Source organism: Luteibacter sp. SVR4-7G (assembly GCF_056755555.1).
Genome location: NZ_JBPGXO010000001.1, coordinates 165908 through 187350, shown reverse-complemented (window position 1 = coordinate 187350; position 21443 = coordinate 165908). Strand labels below are relative to the sequence as shown.

At 66.6% G+C, this 21443-nt stretch carries 23 protein-coding genes and 1 tRNA gene; 4 read left to right on the top strand and 20 right to left on the bottom strand.

Features of this window, described 5'->3' with window-relative positions:
* From phnD to ACR9ZH_RS00765, 4 genes are all read left to right on the top strand, one after another.
* Complete coding sequence (gene phnD, locus ACR9ZH_RS00780; protein WP_481288845.1) at nt 1-996, top strand: phosphate/phosphite/phosphonate ABC transporter substrate-binding protein; 996 nt, start codon at nt 1-3, stop codon at nt 994-996.
* 180 nt (nt 997-1176) lie between these two features.
* A complete protein-coding gene (locus ACR9ZH_RS00775; RefSeq protein ID WP_481288844.1) occupies nt 1177-2487 on the top strand; it encodes a sensor histidine kinase in 1311 nt (436 codons plus the stop codon).
* Nucleotides 2488-2562: 75 nt separating this feature from the next.
* Nucleotides 2563-3507, top strand: coding sequence for a DedA family protein/thiosulfate sulfurtransferase GlpE (locus ACR9ZH_RS00770; protein WP_481288843.1), 945 nt, complete (start codon nt 2563-2565; stop codon nt 3505-3507).
* A gap of 62 nt (nt 3508-3569) precedes the next feature.
* A tRNA-Lys gene (locus ACR9ZH_RS00765) sits at nt 3570-3645 on the top strand.
* A gap of 22 nt (nt 3646-3667) precedes the next feature.
* Here the strand turns inward: ACR9ZH_RS00765 and queC are convergent.
* The 20 genes from queC to ACR9ZH_RS00665 form a co-directional block, all read right to left on the bottom strand.
* Complete coding sequence (queC, locus tag ACR9ZH_RS00760; RefSeq protein WP_481288842.1) at nt 3668-4354, bottom strand: 7-cyano-7-deazaguanine synthase QueC; 687 nt, start codon at nt 4352-4354, stop codon at nt 3668-3670.
* A 15-nt stretch (nt 4355-4369) separates the two neighbouring features.
* Entirely contained in the window at nt 4370-5062 is a 693-nt protein-coding gene (gene queE, locus ACR9ZH_RS00755) for a 7-carboxy-7-deazaguanine synthase QueE (protein WP_481288841.1), read from the bottom strand.
* Nucleotides 5063-5066: 4 nt separating this feature from the next.
* The gene (ybgF, locus tag ACR9ZH_RS00750) at nt 5067-5924 is read right to left on the bottom strand and encodes a tol-pal system protein YbgF (protein ID WP_481288840.1); all 858 of its coding nucleotides are present in this window, start codon (nt 5922-5924) and stop codon (nt 5067-5069) included.
* 3 nt (nt 5925-5927) lie between these two features.
* Nucleotides 5928-6437 (bottom strand): peptidoglycan-associated lipoprotein Pal, encoded by a 510-nt coding sequence (pal, locus tag ACR9ZH_RS00745; RefSeq protein WP_427461022.1) that lies wholly within the window; start codon nt 6435-6437, stop codon nt 5928-5930.
* Nucleotides 6438-6676: 239 nt separating this feature from the next.
* Nucleotides 6677-7993, bottom strand: a complete 1317-nt coding sequence (gene tolB, locus ACR9ZH_RS00740; protein ID WP_481288839.1) for a Tol-Pal system beta propeller repeat protein TolB — start codon at nt 7991-7993, stop codon at nt 6677-6679.
* A gap of 125 nt (nt 7994-8118) precedes the next feature.
* Nucleotides 8119-9063, bottom strand: a complete 945-nt coding sequence (locus ACR9ZH_RS00735) for a cell envelope integrity TolA family protein (RefSeq protein WP_481288838.1) — start codon at nt 9061-9063, stop codon at nt 8119-8121.
* Complete coding sequence (gene tolR, locus ACR9ZH_RS00730) at nt 9050-9493, bottom strand: protein TolR (RefSeq protein WP_481288837.1); 444 nt, start codon at nt 9491-9493, stop codon at nt 9050-9052. Before tolR ends, ACR9ZH_RS00735 begins: the two co-directional genes overlap by 14 nt.
* A gap of 12 nt (nt 9494-9505) precedes the next feature.
* Nucleotides 9506-10189, bottom strand: coding sequence for a protein TolQ (tolQ, locus tag ACR9ZH_RS00725; RefSeq protein WP_481288836.1), 684 nt, complete (start codon nt 10187-10189; stop codon nt 9506-9508).
* A 32-nt stretch (nt 10190-10221) separates the two neighbouring features.
* Nucleotides 10222-10626, bottom strand: a complete 405-nt coding sequence (gene ybgC, locus ACR9ZH_RS00720) for a tol-pal system-associated acyl-CoA thioesterase (protein ID WP_481288835.1) — start codon at nt 10624-10626, stop codon at nt 10222-10224.
* Complete coding sequence (gene ruvB, locus ACR9ZH_RS00715) at nt 10623-11663, bottom strand: Holliday junction branch migration DNA helicase RuvB (protein ID WP_481288834.1); 1041 nt, start codon at nt 11661-11663, stop codon at nt 10623-10625. The genes ybgC and ruvB overlap by 4 nt, the downstream gene beginning before the upstream one ends.
* Before the next feature lie 63 nt (nt 11664-11726).
* The gene (locus ACR9ZH_RS00710) at nt 11727-12524 is read right to left on the bottom strand and encodes a hypothetical protein (protein WP_481288833.1); all 798 of its coding nucleotides are present in this window, start codon (nt 12522-12524) and stop codon (nt 11727-11729) included.
* 848 nt (nt 12525-13372) lie between these two features.
* Nucleotides 13373-15274, bottom strand: a complete 1902-nt coding sequence (locus ACR9ZH_RS00705) for a potassium transporter Kup (RefSeq protein ID WP_481288832.1) — start codon at nt 15272-15274, stop codon at nt 13373-13375.
* 2 nt (nt 15275-15276) lie between these two features.
* Nucleotides 15277-15873: a Holliday junction branch migration protein RuvA gene (ruvA, locus tag ACR9ZH_RS00700; protein WP_481288831.1), complete on the bottom strand. Its 597-nt coding sequence runs from the start codon at nt 15871-15873 to the stop codon at nt 15277-15279.
* Nucleotides 15870-16391: a crossover junction endodeoxyribonuclease RuvC gene (ruvC, locus tag ACR9ZH_RS00695; RefSeq protein ID WP_481288830.1), complete on the bottom strand. Its 522-nt coding sequence runs from the start codon at nt 16389-16391 to the stop codon at nt 15870-15872. The genes ruvA and ruvC overlap by 4 nt, the downstream gene beginning before the upstream one ends.
* A gap of 15 nt (nt 16392-16406) precedes the next feature.
* A complete protein-coding gene (locus ACR9ZH_RS00690; protein WP_481288829.1) occupies nt 16407-17150 on the bottom strand; it encodes a YebC/PmpR family DNA-binding transcriptional regulator in 744 nt (247 codons plus the stop codon).
* A 163-nt stretch (nt 17151-17313) separates the two neighbouring features.
* Nucleotides 17314-17958, bottom strand: a complete 645-nt coding sequence (locus ACR9ZH_RS00685; protein WP_481288828.1) for an esterase/lipase family protein — start codon at nt 17956-17958, stop codon at nt 17314-17316.
* A 13-nt stretch (nt 17959-17971) separates the two neighbouring features.
* Entirely contained in the window at nt 17972-19744 is a 1773-nt protein-coding gene (gene aspS, locus ACR9ZH_RS00680; protein WP_481288827.1) for an aspartate--tRNA ligase, read from the bottom strand.
* A 74-nt stretch (nt 19745-19818) separates the two neighbouring features.
* Nucleotides 19819-20349 carry a DUF3011 domain-containing protein gene (locus ACR9ZH_RS00675; RefSeq protein ID WP_481288826.1) on the bottom strand — a complete coding sequence of 177 codons (531 nt, stop codon included), beginning with the start codon at nt 20347-20349 and terminating at the stop codon, nt 19819-19821.
* An 87-nt stretch (nt 20350-20436) separates the two neighbouring features.
* On the bottom strand, nt 20437-21039 hold the full coding sequence (locus ACR9ZH_RS00670; protein ID WP_481288825.1) for a DUF3011 domain-containing protein: 603 nt from the start codon (nt 21037-21039) through the stop codon (nt 20437-20439).
* Nucleotides 21040-21151: 112 nt separating this feature from the next.
* On the bottom strand, nt 21152-21442 hold the full coding sequence (locus tag ACR9ZH_RS00665) for an FmdB family zinc ribbon protein (protein WP_481288824.1): 291 nt from the start codon (nt 21440-21442) through the stop codon (nt 21152-21154).
* Nucleotide 21443: the final 1 nt, after the last annotated feature.

The following is a 21443-nucleotide window of genomic DNA, read 5'->3' as shown; positions in this document are numbered from 1 at the left end:
ATGCGGGGCTGGCTGGCCGCGTGGCTGGTCTGCCTGCTCGCCACCCTGCCGGCGAGCGCCTCACCTCCTGGCGAAGTCGATGCCCAGGCGCCGCTGACCTTCGGCATCCTGCCCATCGGCGGCCCTGCCGAATCGCTGGAAGCATGGCGACCGATGCTCGACGACCTGCAGAGCGCCATCGGCCGGCCCGTGCGCCCCGTGTCGGTCACGACCTATGAAGGGATTGCGCAGGCGATCAGTGAGCAGCGCGTCGATATCGCCTTCCTGTCGGGAAGGCTCGCGCTGGATGCCGTCACGCGGCAGAACATGCAGGTGATCGGGCGGCTCACGCGCAGCGACGGTTCGCGTGGCTACCACGCCGTGCTGATCGTGGCCGCCGACGGACGTGTGCGAACCCTCGGCCAGCTCTTCGCCCGTCCAGGCCAATGGCGCTTTGCACGCGGCGAAGCCCTTTCGGTATCCGGCTACCTGGTGCCGGAAACCCAGCTGTTCGCCGCGCGTGGCGTCGACTCCGACACCTTCTTCGCCAGCGTGCACGTGGACAACCACCAGAACAACGCGCTGGCCGTGGCCAACGGGGAGGTGGACGTAGCGACGAACAACACCGCCGATCTCGAACGCTTCCGGCAACACTTCCCCGAGCAGTACGCGCGCCTGCGCATCCTGTGGACGTCCGCGCTGATACCGCACGCGGTCATCGTCATCCGTGGCGACCTGCCATCGTCGCTGCGCGCGCAGGTGGCGGCGTTCATCACCAGCTACGGCAAGGGTAAGGATGCCGCGCGGCAGGAGGCGAACCTCAAGCGCATCCACGACATCAGCGGCTTCGCTCCGGCGGGAAATGCCGAGCTCGTGCCCTTCGCCGACATCGAATACACGCTGGAGCAGCGCCGGGCGAACAGCGCCCAGTGGATCAGCGACGGGGCGCGCGCCGCGCGCTTCCGCAAGATCCGCAGCGACCACGACGGCATCGTGGCCCGCTTGCGCGGGAAGTAATAGGCCGGACGGCATAGGCCGGCGGGGTTAGCTCCCCTTGTCTATCGCGCGACCCATCCGCGTTTTCATAGATTCGTCATGAGACCCTGCGCCATAAGGCCCCTCATGACCGTGTCGCCGCGACCGCCAGGAAGGCCTGCGCCCCTGCGAAAGCAGCTGATCCTCAAGGGTCTGCTGCCCATGACGGTTGTCGGCCTGCTGTTGGCCGCCACGCTCGGCGTCCTGCACATGCGCGCGGCGGACGCCGATGCGCATGGCATGGCGCGCATCCAGGCGGAGCGTATCGCCGCCGTACTGGCGGGGGCGTCGAACGACGATGCCATTCGCGACGCCCTGGCCCGGGCGCTGCTGCGCAGCGCACCTACCCAGCAGGCCATCCTCCATCGCGATGACGGAAGCGACCTGGTCGTGGACAGCGGAAGACGGCTCGCCGCCGAGTGGCAGCTGCGCACGTGGACGAACACCGACGACGGCGAGCTGGAAACCGTCACGGATGCTTCCGCCCTGCACGAACGCCATGTCGCCGGGCTCCTGATGACGCTGCTGCTTTGCACGGGGGTGGTGTGGTTGTTCGCGATCACGCGGCGCAACCTCGAGCGCGACGTCATGGAGCCCGTCGAGCAGGTTCGCGCGCGCATCGACCGGTTCCTTCATCCACGCAATGCGCAAGCCTCCAGAGACGGCGACGAGCTGCGTGCGATCGACGAGCTGCTCGACGAACTCACTGAACTGCGTTCGCGCCACGATGCGGCCATGGCGGACGCATTGCGACAACGTCTTCAGGACATCGCACGGCATACGCGCTTCGTCGAGCAGGTCGGCGATCATTTCCGCCAGCCGCTGCAGGCGCTGGCCCTCTTCGTTGCCGGCATGCAGCCCGGGGAAGACCTCCGTCAACGCGCCGTGCTCGGACAGATGCGCAGCAGCCTCATGCGGCTCAGCGAATTGCTCGACGGACTGCTGGAGATGGCGCGCTTCGACGCAGGTGTGGTGGAACCCGCCGCCGTGGACCTCATCGCATCGGACCTGTTCGTGCGCGGACGCGCCGCGATCGAGACGGACGCGGCGCGGCTTGGCGTAGACGTGCGCTGGCGCGGCGGGCGCCTGCCGCTGCACGTCGATCCCGCCCTGTTCGGCGAGCTGCTGCACCGGCTGGTGTCCAACGCGGTGCTGAGCACGCCGGGCGGGCGCGTACTGGTGGCGATCCGCCGCCGCGGCGGCGCCATCCGCCTCGAGGTGCGCGACAACGGGATGGGTCTCGAGCCAGGCATGCAGTCCCGCGTATTCGAGGAGTTCACCCGCCTGCCCGGGCATCCCGGTTATGGCCTGGCATTGGCCGTGGCACGCCGTATCGCGGATACGCTCGGCGGCCGCATCGGGGTGCGCTCCAGTCCGGGCCGCGGAAGCCTCTTCTGGGCGGAATTCGACGGCGCCGCCGTAGGCCCTGCCACGCGTCCGGTGCCCGCGGCGCATTGGTACTCCACCTGGTAGCCCCTCCCTGTCGCCCGTCCGGCGACCGGCGTATCGTTACAGGGAGCACAGGAACCCTCTTCGAGGAACACGGGCGTGGCGAGCATCACCGGATCGGACGCGGCACCTATCGTGGCGTTCGTCGGCGTCTTCGCCGGCGCCATCGGATTGCCCGTCCCGGCAATGCCCACCCTCATCGTCGTGGGCAGCACGCTGGTTGCCGCACGCGACCCGATGCTGATCATCGGCACCTTCCTCGCCGCGCTCACGGGGGCCTTCCTCGGCGACGCTGCCTGGTTCCTCACGGGCCGCCGCTTCGGTTACCGCGTACTCGACGGCCTCTGCCGGATTTCGCTCTCCCCGGATACCTGCGTGCGCCGCGCGAGCGGTTTCTTCGAGAAGCGCGGCGTGAAGCTCCTGCTGGTATCGCGCTTCATCCCTGGGCTGTCCCTGGTCGCCATTCCCATCGCCGGCGCGGGCGACACGCGCTTCTCGCGTTTCACGGTCTACGATCTCGTCGGCGCCGCGCTCTGGGTGGTCGTGGGACTCTCCGCCGGCATGCTGTTCTATCGCCAGATCGATGCCGTGCTGGCCCTGCTCCGGCAGTTCGGCCTCGGCATGGCTGCCGTCGCCGGGATCGGACTGGTACTGTGGATCGCCTTCCGCTACGTGCGCCGGACGCTGCTCCTCATGCGACTGCGCAAGAGCCGGATTTCGGTCGACGAATTATCCGTCCTGCTTGCGAACGAACCGGGCGCACTCATCGTCGATGTCCGTTCGGCAATCAGCCGGCGCGACGATCCCTACGTGATTCCGGGATCCCGCCTGTTCGATCTTTCGACCGCCGACCGGGAACTGGCCACCCTGCCCCGGCACAGCGCCGTCGTGATCTATTGTTCGTGCCCTAACGAAGTTTCCGCCGCCAAGGTGGCGGAGCGCCTGAGCAAGCTGGGTTTCTCCAACGTAAGGCCCCTCAGCGGCGGCCTGACTGCCTGGCGCGACGCGGGTGGAGACGTCGAAGCCATCGCCGTCACCACCTGAACCCCTTGCGCTTGGGTTGTGCCGCCTGCGCCCGCCTCGTAAACTTGCCGGCTCCCGCGCTTGGGTCGTTAGCTCAGTTGGTAGAGCAGCGGACTTTTAATCCGTAGGTCGCCGGTTCGAATCCGGCACGACCCACCATTCGCGTCAGTGACTTATCGCCTCAGCGTGCGTAGCGCGTCGGGTCGGGCACGCCGGCCTTCGCGAAGCCTTCTGCGCGCAGGCGGCACGCGTCGCAGTGGCCGCAGGCACGGCCTTCGGCATCCGCCTGGTAGCAGCTGACGGTCGCCGCGAAATCCACGCCGAGGCGCATGCCTTCGCGCACGATGTCGCCCTTGCCCATCTGCATCAGCGGTGCGTGGATGCGGATGCCCGCGCCTTCCACGCCGGCTTTCGTGGCGACGTTCGCCAGCGTCTGGAAGGCTTCGATGAAGGCGGGGCGGCAGTCCGGGTAGCCGGAGTAGTCGACCGCATTGACCCCGCAGAAGATGTCGTTCGAACCGAGAACCTCGGCCCAGCCCAGCGCGATCGACAGCATGATCGTGTTGCGCGCCGGCACGTAGGTCACGGGAATGCCTTCGCCGCCCTCTTCCGGCACGTCGATATCGGCGGTGAGCGCCGAGCCGCCGATGCTGCGCAGGTCGACGTGCACGGTCTTGTGTACCACAGCCCCCAGCATGCTCGCGACGCGCTCGGACGCTTCCAGTTCGGAGCTATGGCGTTGCCCGTAAGCGACGCTGAGCGCATAGACCTCGAAACCCTGTTCGCGCGCCAGCGCGATCGTGACGGCCGAGTCCATGCCGCCGGACACGAGGATGACGGCCTTGCGGGAAGCGTTCGAAGCGTTCATGCGGTTACCCTGGAATCAATGGCCCGCGGCGTCGTTCCACAGCAACTTGTGCAGTTGCAGCTGGAAGCGCACGGGAAGACGTTCGGCGAGGATCCACTCGGCGAGCTCGCGCGGTTCCACCTTCGACCATACCGGCGAGAACAGCACCATCGCCTTACGGTCGATGGCATGCTCGCGCACGGCGTCGCGCGACCATTCGAAGTCGGCACGGCTCGCGATCACGAACTTCACCTGGTCGTGCGGAAGGAGATGGTCGAGGTTCGACCACAGGTTCCTCGCGCTTTCGCCCGAGTCCGGCGCCTTGAGGTCCATGACCTTGCGTACGCGCGGATCGACCTGGGACACGTCGAGCGCGCCGGATGTCTCGAGGGAGACTTCGTAGCCCGCATCGCACAGCCTGCGCAGGAGGATCAGGCAGCGCTTCTGCGCTAGCGGCTCGCCTCCGGTCACGCAGACGTGGCGGGCCCCGTGGCTTGCGACTTCCGCGAGGATGGCGTCGATGTCGTGCCACTGGCCGCCGTGGAAGGAGTACTCGGTATCGCACCACACGCAGCGCAACGGACAGCCGGTAAGGCGCACGAAGACGGTGGGCCAGCCGATGGCATCGGCTTCGCCCTGCACGGAGTGGAAGATCTCGGTGATGCGCAGCCGCTCCCGGACGGGCGTGGCCGGCGAGACGTCCGCCGGCGTTGCGGTGCTGCCGTTCATGGAATCAGTTGGCCGTCTGACGCTGCAGGCGGCGCAGGCGTTCCTGTGCGAGGCCCGCGGCCTTCGTGCCCGGATACTTGGCGGTAACCTGCTTCAGCGTGGCTATGGCGGCGTCCTGCTGCTTCAGCTCGATCTGGCAATAGCCGACCTTGAGCAGGCCGTCGGACACCTTGTCGCTCTGCGGGTACTGCTTCACCAGGCGCTGGAACGCCTCGATGGCCACCGGGTAGTTCATCGTCACGTAGTACGACTCGCCGAGCCAGTAGTAGGCGTTCGGCGCGAGCGGGCTGTCCGGATACTTCACCAGGAAGTCGCGGAAGCCGCGGGAAGCGGTGACGTAGTCGCCGGCACGCAGCGACTTGAAAGCTGCGTCGTAGGCGGCCTGCTGATCGGTGCCCACCGGCTGGCCCGGTGCGCTGGCGGAAGCGGCCTGCGCACTGGCGGCAGCGGCCTGAGCGGCGGCGGCCGGTGCGGCAGCCGTCGGCGCGGAAGGGGTCGGCGCGGTGGCCGTGGCCGCGGGCTGCTGGCCCTGCGGCGCCCCACCCTTCTCGATACGGCCCAGTCGCGAATCGAGGTCCGCGTACTGCGCCTTCTGGGAATCCTGGAGTTGCTGGTTCTGGTGCTGCAGTTCTTCGATCTGCCCCTGCAACTGCGACAGCTGCTGCTGCAGGTCGTTGACCTGGTTCACCAGGGAAGTCGTACCGGCCTGCGCCTGCGACTGCTGCTCCAGCCGCGACACGCGGTCGGCGAGGCTGAGGCGGGTGTCCTGGGCGGCGGCAGGCAGCGCGAAAAGCGTGGCGGACGCAATCGCGCCCGCCACGCCAAGCCTGGCCATGTAGCTGGTAGCCAGAGTCTTCTTCATTACTTACTTCGCGGTGTAGACGATCTCAACGCGACGGTTCTTGGCCCAGCAGTCTTCGTTGTGCTCACGGCAGGTCGGCTTCTCCTTGCCGTAGCTCGTCACGTTGACCTGGCCAGCCGAACCGCCAGCGGCCTGGAGGGCGCTGGAGACGGCATTGCCACGACGCTCGCCGAGGCCCAGGTTGTACTCGCGGGTGCCGCGCTCGTCGGTGTTACCCTCGAGGGTCATGGCCGACTGCGGACGGTCCTGCAGGTACTTGGCGTGGCAGGCGATGATCTGCTGGAACTCCGGCTTGACGTCGTTCTTGTCGAAGTCGAAGTACACGACGCGCTGACGGAGGCAGGCATCGGTGTCGAGATCGGACGGCTGGTACTTGCCGTCGCTGGTCGGGGCCTGGGTCTGGGCGACCGGCTGCTGTTCCGGCATGGGAGCCGGCTTGGTGTTCTTCTTGGAGCACGCGGCGGCGCCAACGCAGAGCAGGGCAGCCAGGGTGACGGTAACGGTCTTATTCATGGGACGTTCCTTCAACAGTTGAGTTCCGACAGTCGGTTTTCGGTTTCGGGACAGGCACCGCCGGTTGTCCGGCTGTTTTTTTACTTACATCTACTCCGACGGGGCGCTGTCCCGCGCCCGGCGTCTTCGCTCCGGCAGCCACCCGAGGGCGGCTGCCGGAAAACCTTTCGTCCGCGGAAAAGGCGCGGCCACGCCGCGCCCTTCCCTGGACGGTGCCGATGTCGCCCGTGAGGGCGCCATCAGCGCTGTCGATAGGGTCCCCAAGACGGCTCGCGCACGTCGCCGTCCGAGAGAACGAGACGCTGGCGTACGAGGCCATCGGCTGAAACAGCATACAGGACGCCGCGCGTACCCTGCGATGCCGCATAGAGCAGCATGCTGGCATTGGGCGCGAAGCTGGGCGAATCGTCCACGTTACCCGGGGAAACGAAGCGCACCTGGCCACCCAGACTGCGGTCCATGATGGCGATACGATACACGTTCCCGTTTCCCTGCACCATCGCAATCTGCTTGCCGTCGTAGCTCACCGAGGCGCTGGCATTGAAGCCGCCCTGGAAGGTGAGCCGCTGGGCGGCACCGCCGGAGGCCGGCATCTGGTAGAGCTGCGGCTTGCCCGAGCGGTCGGAGGTGAAAATGATGCTCTGCCCGTCCGGGGTGAAGGTGGGCTCGGTATCGATGGCAAAGTTGTTGGTCAGGCGGGTTTCGGCCCGGCTGGCCACGTCGATGACGAAGATCTCGGGGTTGCCCACGTAAGAGAGGCTCACCGCCAGCTTGCTGCCGTCGGGCGACCACGACGGAGCGCTGTTGATGCCGCGCGGGTGCGAGGCGATCAGGCTGCGCGAGCCGGTGGAGATGTTCTGCACGTAGACCTGGGAATTGCCGCTCTCGAAGGAGACGTAGGCGATCTTGCTGCCGTCCGGCGACCACGCCGGGCCGAGCAGGGACTCGCGCGAACGGGCCACGACCTGTGGGTTGTAGCCGTCCGAGTCGGCCACGATCAGCGAATAGGTGGTGTTGTTGCCGGTACCCACGGCCGTGATGTAGGCGATGCGCGTCCAGAAGGCGCCACGCACACCGGTGATCTTTTCGTAGATCTGGTCGGCGATCTGGTGGGCCACGCCGCGCAGGTCGCCCGCCGGGGCGGTGAAGGACTGAGCGAGCAGGCTCTGCTGGCGGTTCACGTCCCACAGCTCGTACTCGACCTTGAGCATGCCGCCGCCGGCGTCGCTGATGCGGCCGATGGTCAGGTAGTCCTGCTTGAGCAGGCGCCAGGTCGCGAACTTGATGTCGGAGCCCTGCGACGGGGTTTCGACGATGTCGTTCTTGGCCAGGGAGCGGAACTTGCCCGAGCGGTTGAAGTCGGCCCGGATGACGTCGGCGATGTCGGTCTGCAGCGGCGCGCCGCCGGCCTGGGCGAACGGGACGACGGCGATGGGAATGGCCGTTTTCAGGCCGCCGACGATTTCCACGTTCAGGGACTGGGCTGCGACCGGTCCGGCCACGAAGGCCGCCAGCGCGGCGAGAAGGAGGACGAAGCGGGAAAGCGTTCTGCGCATGGGCTGGTTCATTGCGGCCTGGGAAGGTGGGACAGCGGCGAAATGTTAACGCGATGGTCACTTCTTGCGTGACCCGAATCTGAACCGCCCTGCCCGGGCACATAGCCCAGGCAGGGCGCGCTACATCATTGCGGCCTGAACGTGAACGTTAGGTTGCGCTGGAAGACGTCTTCGAAGCCCTGGTAAGGCAGCGGCTGGGCGCGCAGTACGGCGTTTTCGACCGAGGCGCGGCCGGCGGCATCGTAGGGACAGCTCGAGTCCACCTTCGCGCTGAGCACCTGGCCGCCCGGCACCTGGACGATATGCACCACGCAGGACGTGGCCGGCATGCTGTCCGGCCTGAGCCAGTTCTGCGTCACCGAGTTCTGGATGGCGGCCAGGTACTGGCCCAGCTTGCCGGTATCGCGTCCATTAGTGCCCGACTGCTTCTGGTCGGCCGGGGGCAGATCCGGCAGGCCGTCGTCCTTCGCGTTCTGCAGGTCCTTCAGCTGCTGCTCGGCCTGCTTCTTCGTGGTGTCGGCTTTCCGGGTCTGGGCCTTCGCGGCGTCCAGCTGCTTGAAGATGTCGTCGATTTCCTTCTGCTTCTCTTTCTTCTTCTGCTCCTGCTCGGCGTCCAGTTCGGCCTGGCGCTGGCGCTGCTTCTCTTCCTGCAGGCGCTTGGCGTCCTCCGCTTTCTGCACGGCGTCGTCGACCACCTTTTCCTGGTCCTTGAGGTCCGGCTGCTTGGGTGGCGGCGGGAGGGTCTCGACCTTCGGCTTTTCCGGCTGCGGCGGCGGAGGTGTCGGCACCACCGGCGGCGGGGGCGTCGTGTCCGGGGTCGGCTTGACCTTGGTGGCCTTCGGCGGCGGGCTGCCGGTCGGGCCGACCAGGGTCGCCTCGATGATCTGGCCGGGCAGCTCCAGGGGCGCCGGGCACTTCAGCGGGTTCCACTCCGCGGGCAGGCCGATGGCCTCGGCCCATTTCTCGTAATCCGAGCACGGAATGACCGCGAGGCCCAGGAAGGCCACGATGCCGATGTGCAGGAGCGCGGCGAGGAAGACCGCGCGGGGCGTGCCGTTACGGTTTTCCATTCTGCGCCGACTGGGGCTGGCTCATCAGGCCGATCTTGGAGACACCCGCCTCCTGGAGGATCGGGAGGATCGAATAGACCTTGCCGTAGCCCACGCGCTGGTCGCCCGCGACCAGGACCTGGAGCTCCGGGTTCGCGTCATGGAAGGCGGTGACCTTCTTGCGGAATTCGTCCTCGCTGACCGGCTCGCGCTTGGCGCCGTTGGCGGTCAGGTAGATCTGCCCGGCCTCGTCCACCGAGACGACGATCGGATCCTTCTTGTCCTGCAGTGACTTGGCGTTCGTCTGCGGCAGCTGGATGTCGACGCCGAGGTTCATCATGGGCGTGGTGACCATGAAGATGATCAGCAGCACGAGCATCACGTCGATGTACGGGACGACGTTGATCTCGGATTTCAGCTTCCGCTTGTGCCGGCGGTAAGTAGTGCGCATCGCGTACTCCGCTCAGGCCACTTCGTCGGTATGGATCTGGCGCTGCAGCACGGAGGAGAACTCCTCCTGGAACACCTCGTAGCGCGATGCGATGCGCTCGACCTTGTTGGCGTAGCGGTTATATGCCCAGACGGCCGGGATCGCGGCGAACAGGCCCATCGCGGTGGCGATCAGGGCTTCGGAAATATGCGGGGCCACGACCGAGATGGTCACGTCCTTCATCTCGCCCAGGCCCTGGAAGGCGCCCATGATGCCCCACACCGTGCCGAACAGGCCCACGTAGGGGCTGATCGAGCCGACGTTGGCGAGGAATTCGAGGTTCTGCTCCAGCTTGCCGATCTCGCGGGTACCGGCCACGCGCATCGCGCGCTCGGACCCCTCGAGGATGCGGCTGGCGTCGGCGACGCGGCGCTGGCGCTGGCGGGCGAATTCGCGGAAGCCGGCTTCGAAGACGTTCTCGATGCCGTGCTGGCCGTCGCGGTTGCCCACCTCGCGGAACAGCGCGGCCAGGTCGGCGCCGGACCAGAAGCGGTCCTCGAAGGTCTCGGCGTTGTCGTGCGCCGTCTTCAGCTGGCTGTACTTGCGGATGATGATCACCCAGGACAGGAACGAGAACACCAGCAAGAGGAGCATCACCAGTTGTACGGGCAGGCTCGCTTCCGACACCAGCTTGAAAATGTTCAGTCCACCGTTCATCGCTTGAGGGCTCTCCGCCGGGTAATCTGGCTTCAGGTATGGGGGAATTCGTTGGAAAACAGGTCCGCGGGGATCTGCATCGGGCGCATCGTGTCCAGGTTGACGCAAGCCACGCGCACCTTGGCGCGGACCAGTGCCTCTTCCCCTCGCACGATCTCCTGACCGAACAGCATACTGGCTGAACGGCGCTCTTTGACGCTCACCGTGACCCGAAGTTCATCATCCAGACGGGCCGGGCGGTGGAAGTCCAGGTGCATGTCGCGGACAACGAAGCCCAGGGCGGTCGATTCGCGCAGGGCGAGCTGGTCGATGCCCTGTGCACGTAACCACTCGGTCCGTGCCCGTTCCATGAAGCGGACGTAGTTGGCGTGGTAGACGACGCCGCCGGCGTCGGTGTCTTCCCAGTAGATCCGCACGGGCCAGCTGAAAACCCTCATGCCTCGTCCGCGAACAGGTCCGGGGTGCCCGCCTGGCGGGGCGGCGGGGTCAGGCCGAGGTGCCGCCATGCCTTGGCCGAAGCCATGCGGCCGCGCGCGGTGCGGATCAGGTAACCCTGCTGGATCAGGTAGGGTTCGACCACGTCTTCGAGGGTGCCGCGGTCCTCGCTGAGGGCCGCCGCCAGCGATTCCACGCCCACCGGGCCACCGTCGAAGTTCTCGATGATGATGCCGAGCAGGCGGCGGTCGAGGTCGTCGAAGCCCTGGGCATCCACCTTGAGCATGTCGGTGGCCGCGCGGGCCAGCTCATGGGTGATCCGCCCGTCGCCGCGCACTTCGGCGAAGTCGCGCACGCGGCGCAGCAGGCGGTTGGCGATGCGCGGGGTGCCACGGGAACGCCGCGCGATCTCCACGGCGCCCTCGAGCTCGCATTCGATGCCGAAGATCCGCGCCGCGCGGCGGACGATCGCCGTGAGTTCCTCGAGGCTGTAGAACTCCAGCCGCTGGATGATGCCGAAGCGGTCGCGCAGGGGGCCGGTAAGCAGGCCTGCGCGCGTGGTCGCGCCGATCAGCGTGAAGGGAGGCAGATCGAGCTTGATCGAGCGGGCCGCCGGACCCTCGCCGATCATGATGTCGATCTGGAAATCTTCCATCGCCGGGTAGAGCACTTCCTCGACGACCGGGGAAAGGCGATGGATCTCGTCCACGAAGAGGACGTCGTTCTTCTCGAGGTTGGTCAGCAGCGCCGCCAGGTCGCCCGCGCGCTCGAGCACCGGGCCCGAGGTGGACCGCACGTTCACTCCCAGTTCGTTGGCGATCACGTGCGACAGCGTCGTCTTGCCCAGCCCGGGCGGCCCGAAGATGAGGGTGTGGTCCAGTGCCCCGCCCCGCCGCCGCGCCGCCTCGATATAGATGGCCATCTGCTCGCGCACCGTCCGCTGGCCGAGATATTCGGCCAGTCGCTTCGGACGGATGCTGGCCTCCAGCGCCTCGTCGTCCATGGCGGCGGCGGAGGAAATGATGCGGTGCTCGGACATGGCGTCATTATGGCAGGTCTTGAGAGCGGAACGGCTCGCGGCCGCCCCGCCCCGGCCTCCCGGTCAGCGTCCGAGACTGCTCGCAAGCGCCAGCAATGCCTCCTGGTTCGCTTTCACGGCGCTTGGATTCAGCGGTTGAAGGTCCAGGCGAAAAATCGTGCTGTCAGTGACCCAATCCAGCGACACGATGGCCTTGCCTCTGCGTTCTCGCTTTGTCTGGACGGATGCGGGGCTGCCGTTTACATCCGCATTGACCCACTCCTTGACCAAGGTGATCGAACCGCCACTCTCGCGATATTCCGATTCTTCGAGTTGAACATAGCCTAATCCGGCCACTTCCCAGGAACGCGAAAGGCCCGTCCACCGGCCGTCCACAAGGCCGCCGCCTGTCGTTGCTTCGACTAGGGGAATCTTCTCGAGAACGGTTCCCTTCACTGAAATGGGCTCATAGCGAAGCTTGGGGCGGATGGATTCGAGCGACCGATAAGGTCGCTCCGCGCCAGCCCTCCGACTACGACTCGCCCCTCCGGCTTGACCTGCGTTACGGAGATCCGGCACTTCTCCCCGCCTCGCTGTCTTTGCCCCCTTCCTTGCCTGCTCGGCAAGTTCCTTCTTTGCCTCTCGCGCGAGAGGTCCGACGAAAGGGGATTCCGCAAGGGGAACGATGTGCAGCCCTGGCGACGCAGGAATCCGGGTCATGTCGATACCGTCCTCCTTAGCCTTTCGGAGCTCGTCACTCGTAATCCCTGCCATCGCCGCAACGGAGTTCGCTGGCGGTTCGCCAGCGCTCTGGGCGCTCGACAACGCGCTTGCGCTCATGCCAAGACAGAGCGCAGTAATCTTTCGAATATCCGTTTTCATATTACCACTCCGTCAGGTTGCAGTCGGTCGCTGACGAGTACCTGGTAGTCAGCGCACGAAGATCGCGGCCGAAGACGTGGGTGCCCGTTACCGTATTCCGCGTAGGATCGCCAAGATCGCCCGCGTAAGAGCGCCAGGTAATTGTCAGTGGCGCCACAGACTGATGACCTGCTCGAGCGCCAAACCCCACGTGATTGCTAACGGTGTACATGAACTGGCTTTGAAACCGGGGCCGATCGTATGTGATCGACTCGTTAACCACTCCAGCGAGACAATTCGCGCGACTCAACCATTTCACGACGGCACCAGCATCTGGAGATATCCCCAGCGAGGCTAAGGGAATCAGGAAGATTATCTTCGCATCTAGCCTTCCAAGCATGTCCACGATTTGGACCTGGTCAGGCTAGAAACTCAGGCAGTAAGACGGCATCGGTAATCGCCACTAATGTTTGAGCGAAATATGGTCTCCGATGCATATGGAGACGCTTTACCTGCAGCAGGCGAATTGCGGGTCGTTTTCAGCTGGCACTTACTTTTGTATTGAGCCTATGCTCTCTTGCGCCGCATTGATCGCACTTCAGATTCGCGAAAGCGTGTACATCCCGTACGTGAAGCTAGTCGCGAAAGCCTGTCGCGCGCAAGCACGCTCCTACACAGGATGCGCTCACGGGTGCTGAATGGCGCTGCGGCATCTGTTGTAGCGGAGCGCGCTCGCGCTCCAGCGAGCGGTCCAGGCTATATCCCTCCGGGCGAGTTCGGTCGCTAGCCCGGAGGGGCACAACCCGGCGACTCCCCGCCGGAGCCACGATGTGCGGAACCAATACGATGGCGAAGCCGAGCCAGGGGCGCTAGATTTCCACCTGGGCGCCAAGCTCAATCAGGCGGTTGCCGGGGATCTGGAAGAAGGCCGTGGCGGGCATCGCATTGCGGGCCAGGAAGGCGAACAGCTTGTCTCGCCACAGGGCCATGCCGGGGCGGCGCACGTCGGCGACGATGGTTTCGCGGGACAGGAAGAACGTGGTGTCCATCATGTCGAAGTCGAGGCCGAGGGCGCTGGCGCGCGACAGCGACACGGGGATGTTCGGATCTTCGGCGAAACCGTAGCGCAACTGCAGGCCGTAGAAGCCGCTGCCGTACTCGATCACTTCCATACGCTCGTCGTGTTCCGCCACCGGCGTCTCGAGCATTTCCACCGTGAGCAGCACGTTGCGCTCGTGCAGCACCTTGTTGTGCTTCAGGTTGTGCAGCATCGCGTGCGGCACCGCGTTCTGGTTCGCGGTAAGGAAGACGGCCGTGCCCGGCACGATCAGCGGCGGGTGGTCGGCGATGTTCGCCACGAAAGGTTCCAGCGCCAGGCCCGACTGTTTGATCTCGCGCACCACGAGGTCGCGGCCGCGGCGCCAGGTGGTCATCACGGTAAAGATGATCACGCCGAGCACCAGCGGGAACCAGCCGCCATGGGCGATCTTGAGCGCATTCGCGCCGAAGAACGAAAGGTCGGTGATCAGGAAGATGATGCCCACGGTGATCACTGCGGACCAATGCCAGTTCCAGCGGCGGCGTGCCACCACCAGCGCCAGCAGCGTGGTCATCGTCATCGTGCCGGTCACGGCGATGCCGTAGGCCGCACCGAGGTTGTTGGACGAGCGGAACCCGATCACCGCGAGGAACACCAGTACGAGCAGCAGCCGGTTCACCCAGGGCACGAAGATCTGCCCGGACATCTCGTGCGAGGTATGCACCACGGCCATGCGCGGCGAGTAACCCAGCGACATCGCCTCGCGCGTCATCGAGAACGCACCCGAGATGACGGCTTGCGACGCGATGATCGCCGCCATCGTCGCCAGCGCCACCATCGGGTAGAGCCAGTCTTCCGGCACCAGCCGGTAGAACGGATTCTCGATCGCGGTCTGGTCGTGCAGCAGCAGGGCGCCCTGGCCGAAGTAATTGATCAGCAGCGCGGGGAGGACGAAACAGAACCAGGCGATGCGGATCGGGCGCTTGCCGAAATGCCCCATGTCCGCATACAGCGCTTCGGCGCCGGTCAGCGACAGGACCACGCCGCCGAGCGCGATGAAGGAAAGCCTGCCGTGTTCCTGGAAGAAGCGGACGGCGAAGCGCGGGTCCAGCGCCTCCAGAACCTGCGGGTGCGCCACGATCTGGCGCAGCCCGAGGAAAGCCAGGACCAGGAACCACGCCACCATCACCGGCGCGAAGGCCTTGCCGACGATGTTGGTGCCGTGCCGTTGCACGGCGAAGAGCACGAAGATGATGACCAGGCAGATCGGCAGCACGTATGTATCGAGCTGCGGCGCCGCGATTTCCAGGCCTTCCACCGCCGAAAGCACGGAAATGGCGGGCGTGATGACGCCATCGCCATAGAACAGCGACGCGCCGAAGATGCCGATGGCGGCCAGCACCCAGCGCGCGCGCGGCGAGCCGGCGACGCTGCGCTGGGCCAGCGCCATGAGCGCCATGATGCCGCCTTCGCCCTTGTTATCCGCGCGCATGACGAAGGTGACGTACTTGAGCGACACCACCATGATCAGCGACCAGAAGATCAGCGAGAGCACGCCAAGCACGGCCGTCGGGTGCGGCGTCATGCCGTGCGTGCCCAGCGTTTCCTTCATCGTGTACAGCGGGCTGGTGCCGATGTCGCCGAAGACGACGCCAATGGCGCCGAGCGCGAGCGCGCCCAACCGGCGGCCGTGCACGTGCCGTAGGTCTTCGGCGTGGTTTTCCGTCTTCACTCTCAACCTCCGAGCGCCGCGCGCAGCGCCTTGCGGATGATGGCCTCGGCCGAATCGCCTTCGGCGGCCGCCTTCTGCACCAGCCGCGACGCTTCCACCGGCTTGTAACCGAGTTGCTGCAGGGCGACCGTCGCCTCACCCACGGGATCCACAGGAGCGGCTTCGCCCATGCTGCCGGCCGGCAGGCGTACGCCGACGGCATCCACGCGGTCGCGCAGTTCCACCACCATGCGTTCGGCCGTTTTCTTGCCGATGCCGGGAATCTTGGTCAGCGCCACGACGTCGCCGGCATGCACGAGCCGCGAGAGTTCGTCGGTGGCGACGCCGGAAAGCACGGCCAGCGCGATCTTCGCGCCGATGCCGCTGACCTTGAGCAGGTTGCGGAACATCGCCCGCTCGGCCTCGCGCAGGAAACCATAGAGCGCCACCCCGTCTTCCTTCACCGCATAGTGGGTGAGCAGGATCACTTCCCTGCCGGTGGCCGGGAGGTCGTAGATGGTCGACATCGGTGCGTCGACTTCATAACCCACGCCGCCCACCTCGATGAGCAGGGACGGGGGCTGCTTGCTTACCAGGGTGCCACGCAGGCGGCCGATCATCGGCGACGTCTCCATGCCGTGCGCGGGATGCCCACGCGTTCGATGCTGGAACGGGTATGCGCATGGGCGATCGCGATCGCCAGCGCGTCGGCGGCATCCGCCTGCAGCGGGCCCTTGATGCCGAGGATGATGCCGATCATGTGCTGGACCTGGGCCTTGTCGGCACGGCCGGTGCCGACCACTGCCTGCTTCACCTCGGTCGCTGCGTACTCGTGCACGACGATTCCCTGGCTGACCACGGCACATACGGCCGCACCGCGGGCCTGGCCCAGCTTGAGGGCCGAATCCGCGTTGCGTGCCATGAACACGCGCTCGATCGCGGCTTCCGCCGGACCGTGCTCGCCGATGATGCCGCACAGTTCGTCAAATATGCGTTTCAGGCGCAGGGGAAAACTGGCCTCCGCCGCCACCATGAGCGCGCCGTGCCAGACGTGGCGCAGCGCGCCGTTCTCCGCCACGTCGATGACGCCGACGCCGGTACGCTGGCTGCCCGGGTCGATACCGAGGATGCGGATCATGGGGTAGACGGGGCTTCAGCCCTCGTCGCGGACCGGCAGGATGGCGTTGTGGTAGACCTCGTCGACGTCGTCGAGCGAGTTCAGGCGTTCGAGCAGCTTCTCGAACTGCTCCAGCGCCTCGCCGGCCGGCGTGACGAGCGGGCCGTTGGGACGCATGACGACGTCGGAACTCTCGACGTCGAAGCCGGCCGCCACCAGCGCCTTGCGCATGGCCTCGACGGCGATCGGATCGGAGGCGAGCAGCACGGTGCCCACGCCGTTCTCGATCGCGATGTCCTCGGCGTTATTCTCGATGGCCGCCTCTTCCAGCTTCGCCTCCACCCCGGCGTCGCCGCCGGTGTGCACCACCACCTGGCCCACGCGGGTGAACTGGAACGCCACCGAGTTGGTGGTGCCCATGTTGCCGCCGAACTTGTTGAGCGCGGAACGCACGTCCGCCACGGTGCGGGTCTGGTTGTCGGTGACGCAGTCGATGATCAGCGCGGTGCCCGCCGGGCCATAGCCCTCGTAACGGATCTCGTGCATGTCCGCACCGCCCTCGGCACCGGAACCACGCTTGATCGCGCGTTCGATGGTGTCCTTGGTCATGTTGGCGGCCAGCGCCTTGTCGACGGCGGCGCGCAGGCGCGGGTTGCCGTTCGGGTCGGGCACGCCGCCGCGCGTGGCGATGGTGATTTCCCGGATCAGCTTGGTGAACACCTTGGCGCGCTTGGCGTCTTCGGCATTCTTGCGACCTTCGATGGACGGGCCTCTACCCATGTTCGATTCCTGGACATACCGGACGGACAGGGGCGCGATTCTAGCGGAACTGCGCCCCCTGTAGGAGCGCGCCCTGCGCGCGACATGTTTTGGGGCGGTGAACTTGGGGCTGGCACGCACGCCTGCCCACCGGGGCGAAAGGCTGTCGCGCGCAGGCGCGCTCCTACGCGGGCGGGGCCGGAGGGGTGTCGAAGCGGCCTTCGCGCAGGAAGCATGCCACCTGGCGGGCCACATCGGCCGAAACCAGCATGCCCGTATGGCTGGTTTCCAGGACGCAGTGCGCCGTCAGGCCCGGAAGCCGGGTTTCCTCGACGCCGACGGAACCGTCGTGCTCGCTGCCTACGTCGCCGACCAGCGACCCGAGGCCCACCGGCTGGCGCCCCGCGATGACGCCCACCTCGCGGCGGCCGTCCCAGCGGTCGAGGCCGTGCTCGAGCAGCTCTTTCGAACGCCCCAGGAGCATGTCGCCGCCCCAGCGATGGGTGAGGCCGCGGGCGGCACCGCTACCGTTCAGCGGCGAGCCCAGGCAGACGATGCGCCCCTCCGGAAGGTCGTCTTCGCGGCAGGCCAGCAGGGCGAGGATGCCGCCCAGGCTGTGGCCCACCACGTGCACGGGACCGGGGGCCAGTGCGCGGATGCGCTTGCGCAGCCGCGCGATCGCCTGTTCCGGCGGCGCGGCCACGCTCATGTATTCGAACTGGTGCACCTGGAAGCCTTCCTCGCGGAGGCGCCGGTGCAGCATGGCCATGGCGAAGCCGCGCATCCACAGCCCGTGCAACAGCAGGACGTGGATCTGGGAGGCGGTCATCGGGCCATCCGGGTCAGGCTTTCGCCGGCTCCGCGGTGGCCACGCGCACGTGCAGCTCCTTCAACTGCGGCTCCGACACCTGCGACGGCGCGTCGGTCATGAGGTCCTGTGCGCTGGTGGTCTTCGGGAAGGCGATGACGTCGCGGATGGATTCCGTGCCGGCCATCAGCGCGGCGATGCGGTCGATGCCGAACGCGAGACCGCCGTGGGGCGGCGCACCGAGGCGCAGCGCCTTCAGCAGGAAGCCGAACTTGGCCTCCGCCTCTTCTTCGCCGATGCCGAGGAGCTCGAACACGGCGCTCTGCATTTCCGGCCGGTGGATGCGGATGGAACCGCCGCCGATCTCGTTGCCGTTGAGCACCATGTCGTAACCGCGGCTCACCGCCACGGCGGCGTTGGCGCGCAGGTCGGCGATATCGTCGACCTTCGGCGCGGTGAACGGATGGTGGAGCGCGACGAAGCGCTTTTCTTCCTCGTCGTATTCGAACATCGGGAAGTCGGTGACCCACAGCGGCTTCCAGCTGTTTTCGACCATGCCACGGTCGCGGCCCAGCTTGATGCGCAGCGCGCCCATGAAATCGGTGACGGTCTTCCAGGCGCCTGCGCCGAAGAACACGATGTCGCCCGTGCCCGCACCGGTGAGCTTGAGCACCTGCTCAAGCGCCGCGTCGTCGAGGAACTTGGCCACCGGCGAATTGATGCCGTCGCGGCCCTTGGCAAGGTCCTCCACCTTCAGCCAGGCGAGGCCCTTCGCGCCGTACTTGGCGGCGTATTCGGTGAGGCCGTCGATATCCTTGCGGGAGAGATCGGCGGCACCCGGCACGCGCAGCGCGGCCACGCGGCCGGCGGGATCGTTGGCGGGGCCGGAGAACACCTTGAACTCCACGTGCTTCACCGCGCCGGCGACGTCCACCAGCTCCAGAGGAATGCGCAGGTCCGGCTTGTCCGACCCGAAACGGCGCATCGCTTCCTCGTAAGTCATCCGCGGGAATACCGCGTCGAGTTCCACCTGGCGCACTTCGCGGAACACGTGGCGGATCAGGTTCTCGACGAAGTCCTGCACGTCGCGTTCTTCCACGAAGGCGAACTCGAGGTCGAGCTGGGTGAATTCCGGCTGACGGTCGGCACGCAGGTCTTCGTCGCGGAAGCAGCGGGCGATCTGGTAGTAGCGGTCGAAGCCGGCCATCATCAGGATCTGCTTGAACAGCTGGGGCGACTGCGGGAGGGCATAGAACTGGCCCGGATGCACGCGGCTCGGCACGAGGTAATCGCGCGCACCCTCCGGCGTGGCCTTGGTCAGGATCGGGGTTTCGATGTCCTGGAAGCCGGCGGCGTCGAGGTAGCGGCGCAGTTCGCGCACCAGCGCGGTGCGCGTGCGCATCATCTTCTGCATCTCCGGACGGCGCAGGTCGAGGTAGCGGTAGGTCATCCGCAGGTCCTCGTTCGGCGATTCGTGCAGCGCGAACGGGAGGTCGCGCGCGGCGTTGAGGATCTCGACCCTGTCCGCCAGGACCTCGACCGTGCCGGTCCTGAGCTTGTCGTTGGCCGACAGTCGCTTGCGGACCTGGCCGGTGACCTTCACCACGAACTCATAACCCAGCCCGCCGGCGACGGCGAAGGCGGCGGCGTTTTCACGCTCGATCACCACCTGGGCGATACCCTCGTGGTCGCGCAGGTCGACGAAGGCCACATGGCTCTGGAGGCGCAGGGTGTTGACCCATCCGCAGAGGGTGACGTTCTGGCCGATCAGCGACTCGTCGATGAGTCCGCAAAGGTGGGTGCGCATGCGCTGGTAACTCTGGAGAAAAGACCCCGGATCGTACCACGAGCCGGGGCTCTCCAACGCCTTGGGACAGGCGCTCAGCGGCCGATGGCGAACTTGCCGCGGCAGCCGTGATCGGCCCAGATGCCGTCCCGGGTGAAGCCGTAGCTGTATCCCTCGCGACAGTTGCTTTGCGAGGTCTGCTCCACGAGGCGCGCACCGCGACCGATCGGCCAACGGCAAAACACGCGCTTATTGTCGTTGCTGTCGCAGGAAACGATGCGGCCGTCGCCGCCGCCGGGACCGCCGCCCCAGCCCGGGCGGTCGTCCCAGCCCGGACGGCCGCCGCCACCCCATCCGCGGGCTTCCTGGAAGATGCCGCGGCAGCCGTTGTCGACCCACAGTCCGCCGCGATCGATGTCCCAGGTGCGGCCACGGATGCAGTCGGTCTTGGAGTCCTGCCGGACGAGGCGGGCGTCGCGCCAGGGCACCCGGCAGTAGGACCGGCGGCCGTTGTCGCTGTAGCAGTTGACGGTGTCGCCGCCGCGCTGTGCGTGCGCCGCGTGCGGAGCCGCGAAGGCCGCCGCGCCGAGGGCGACGGTGGCGGCCATGGCCAGGATGCTCTTCATGTCCCTACCTCCCATGTGTGTGATCGCAAATTATCGGAGGTATCCGCAACGATGATTGAACGGATCGCAAGAACGCTCTCCCGCACATCAGTGCCCGATGTCGAACTTGCCGCGGCAGCCCTTGGCGGCCCAAATGCCGTCGTGCATGAAGCCATAGCTGTATCCCTCACGGCAGTCGCTGCGCGAGGTCTGCTCGACCAGGCGCGCGCCGTGCCCGATGGGCCAGCGGCAGAACACGCGCCTGTTGTCGTTGCTGTCGCAGGAGACGATGCGGCCATCGCCACCGGCGCGGCCACTGTAGGCCGGACGGGCCGGGGCGCGCCATACCAGATCGCCCTCGTAGGCGTGGTGATCGTCGTCGTGGTGGCTGTCGTAGTGGTGGCTGTCGTAGTGGTGGCCGTCATCCCGGCCATGCCCGGCATAGGCGTCTGCGAAGATGCCGCGACAACCGTCGTCGACCCAGATGCCGCCGCGATCCATGCCCCAGGTATGGCCACGCACGCAGGCGGCGCGGGAGTCCTGGCGGACCAGACGTGCGTCGCGCCAGGGCACCCGGCAGTGTGAGCGGTGGCCGCCCTCGCTGTAGCAGTTCACCGTCGCCGCGCCCCAGCCCGCCTGTGCCTCTTGCGGGCCGGACAGGGCCACCATACCGATGGCCAGCGTGGACGCCAGCCCGAGAATTCCTTTCATGATTACCTCCATACGCGTCACCGCACGTTATCGGAGGCCGCTTCAACGCCCCTTAAATATGTCGTAGGACTTTTGAGGCGATTCCTGTCAGTTAAGGACGACGAGCGCCCGCTTACGTGGAAGACGACGAGCCCGACGCCGCGGCCGGTGCGGGAGCGGGCGCAGGCGCGGGAGCCGGTGCACCGGACGACCCTTCGGCGAGGTTCCGCTTCTTGTCGGTGTCCTTCTTGAAGTCGGTTTCGTACCAGCCGCTGCCAGCCAGGCGGAACTGCGGTGCGCTCAGCATCCTCCCGACGCGCGGTCCGGCGCAGCTGGGACAGGTGGCCGGGTCCGGATCGGAGATCTTCTGCAAACGGTCGAAACGATGGCCGCAGGCCTGGCACTGGAATTCGTAGATGGGCATG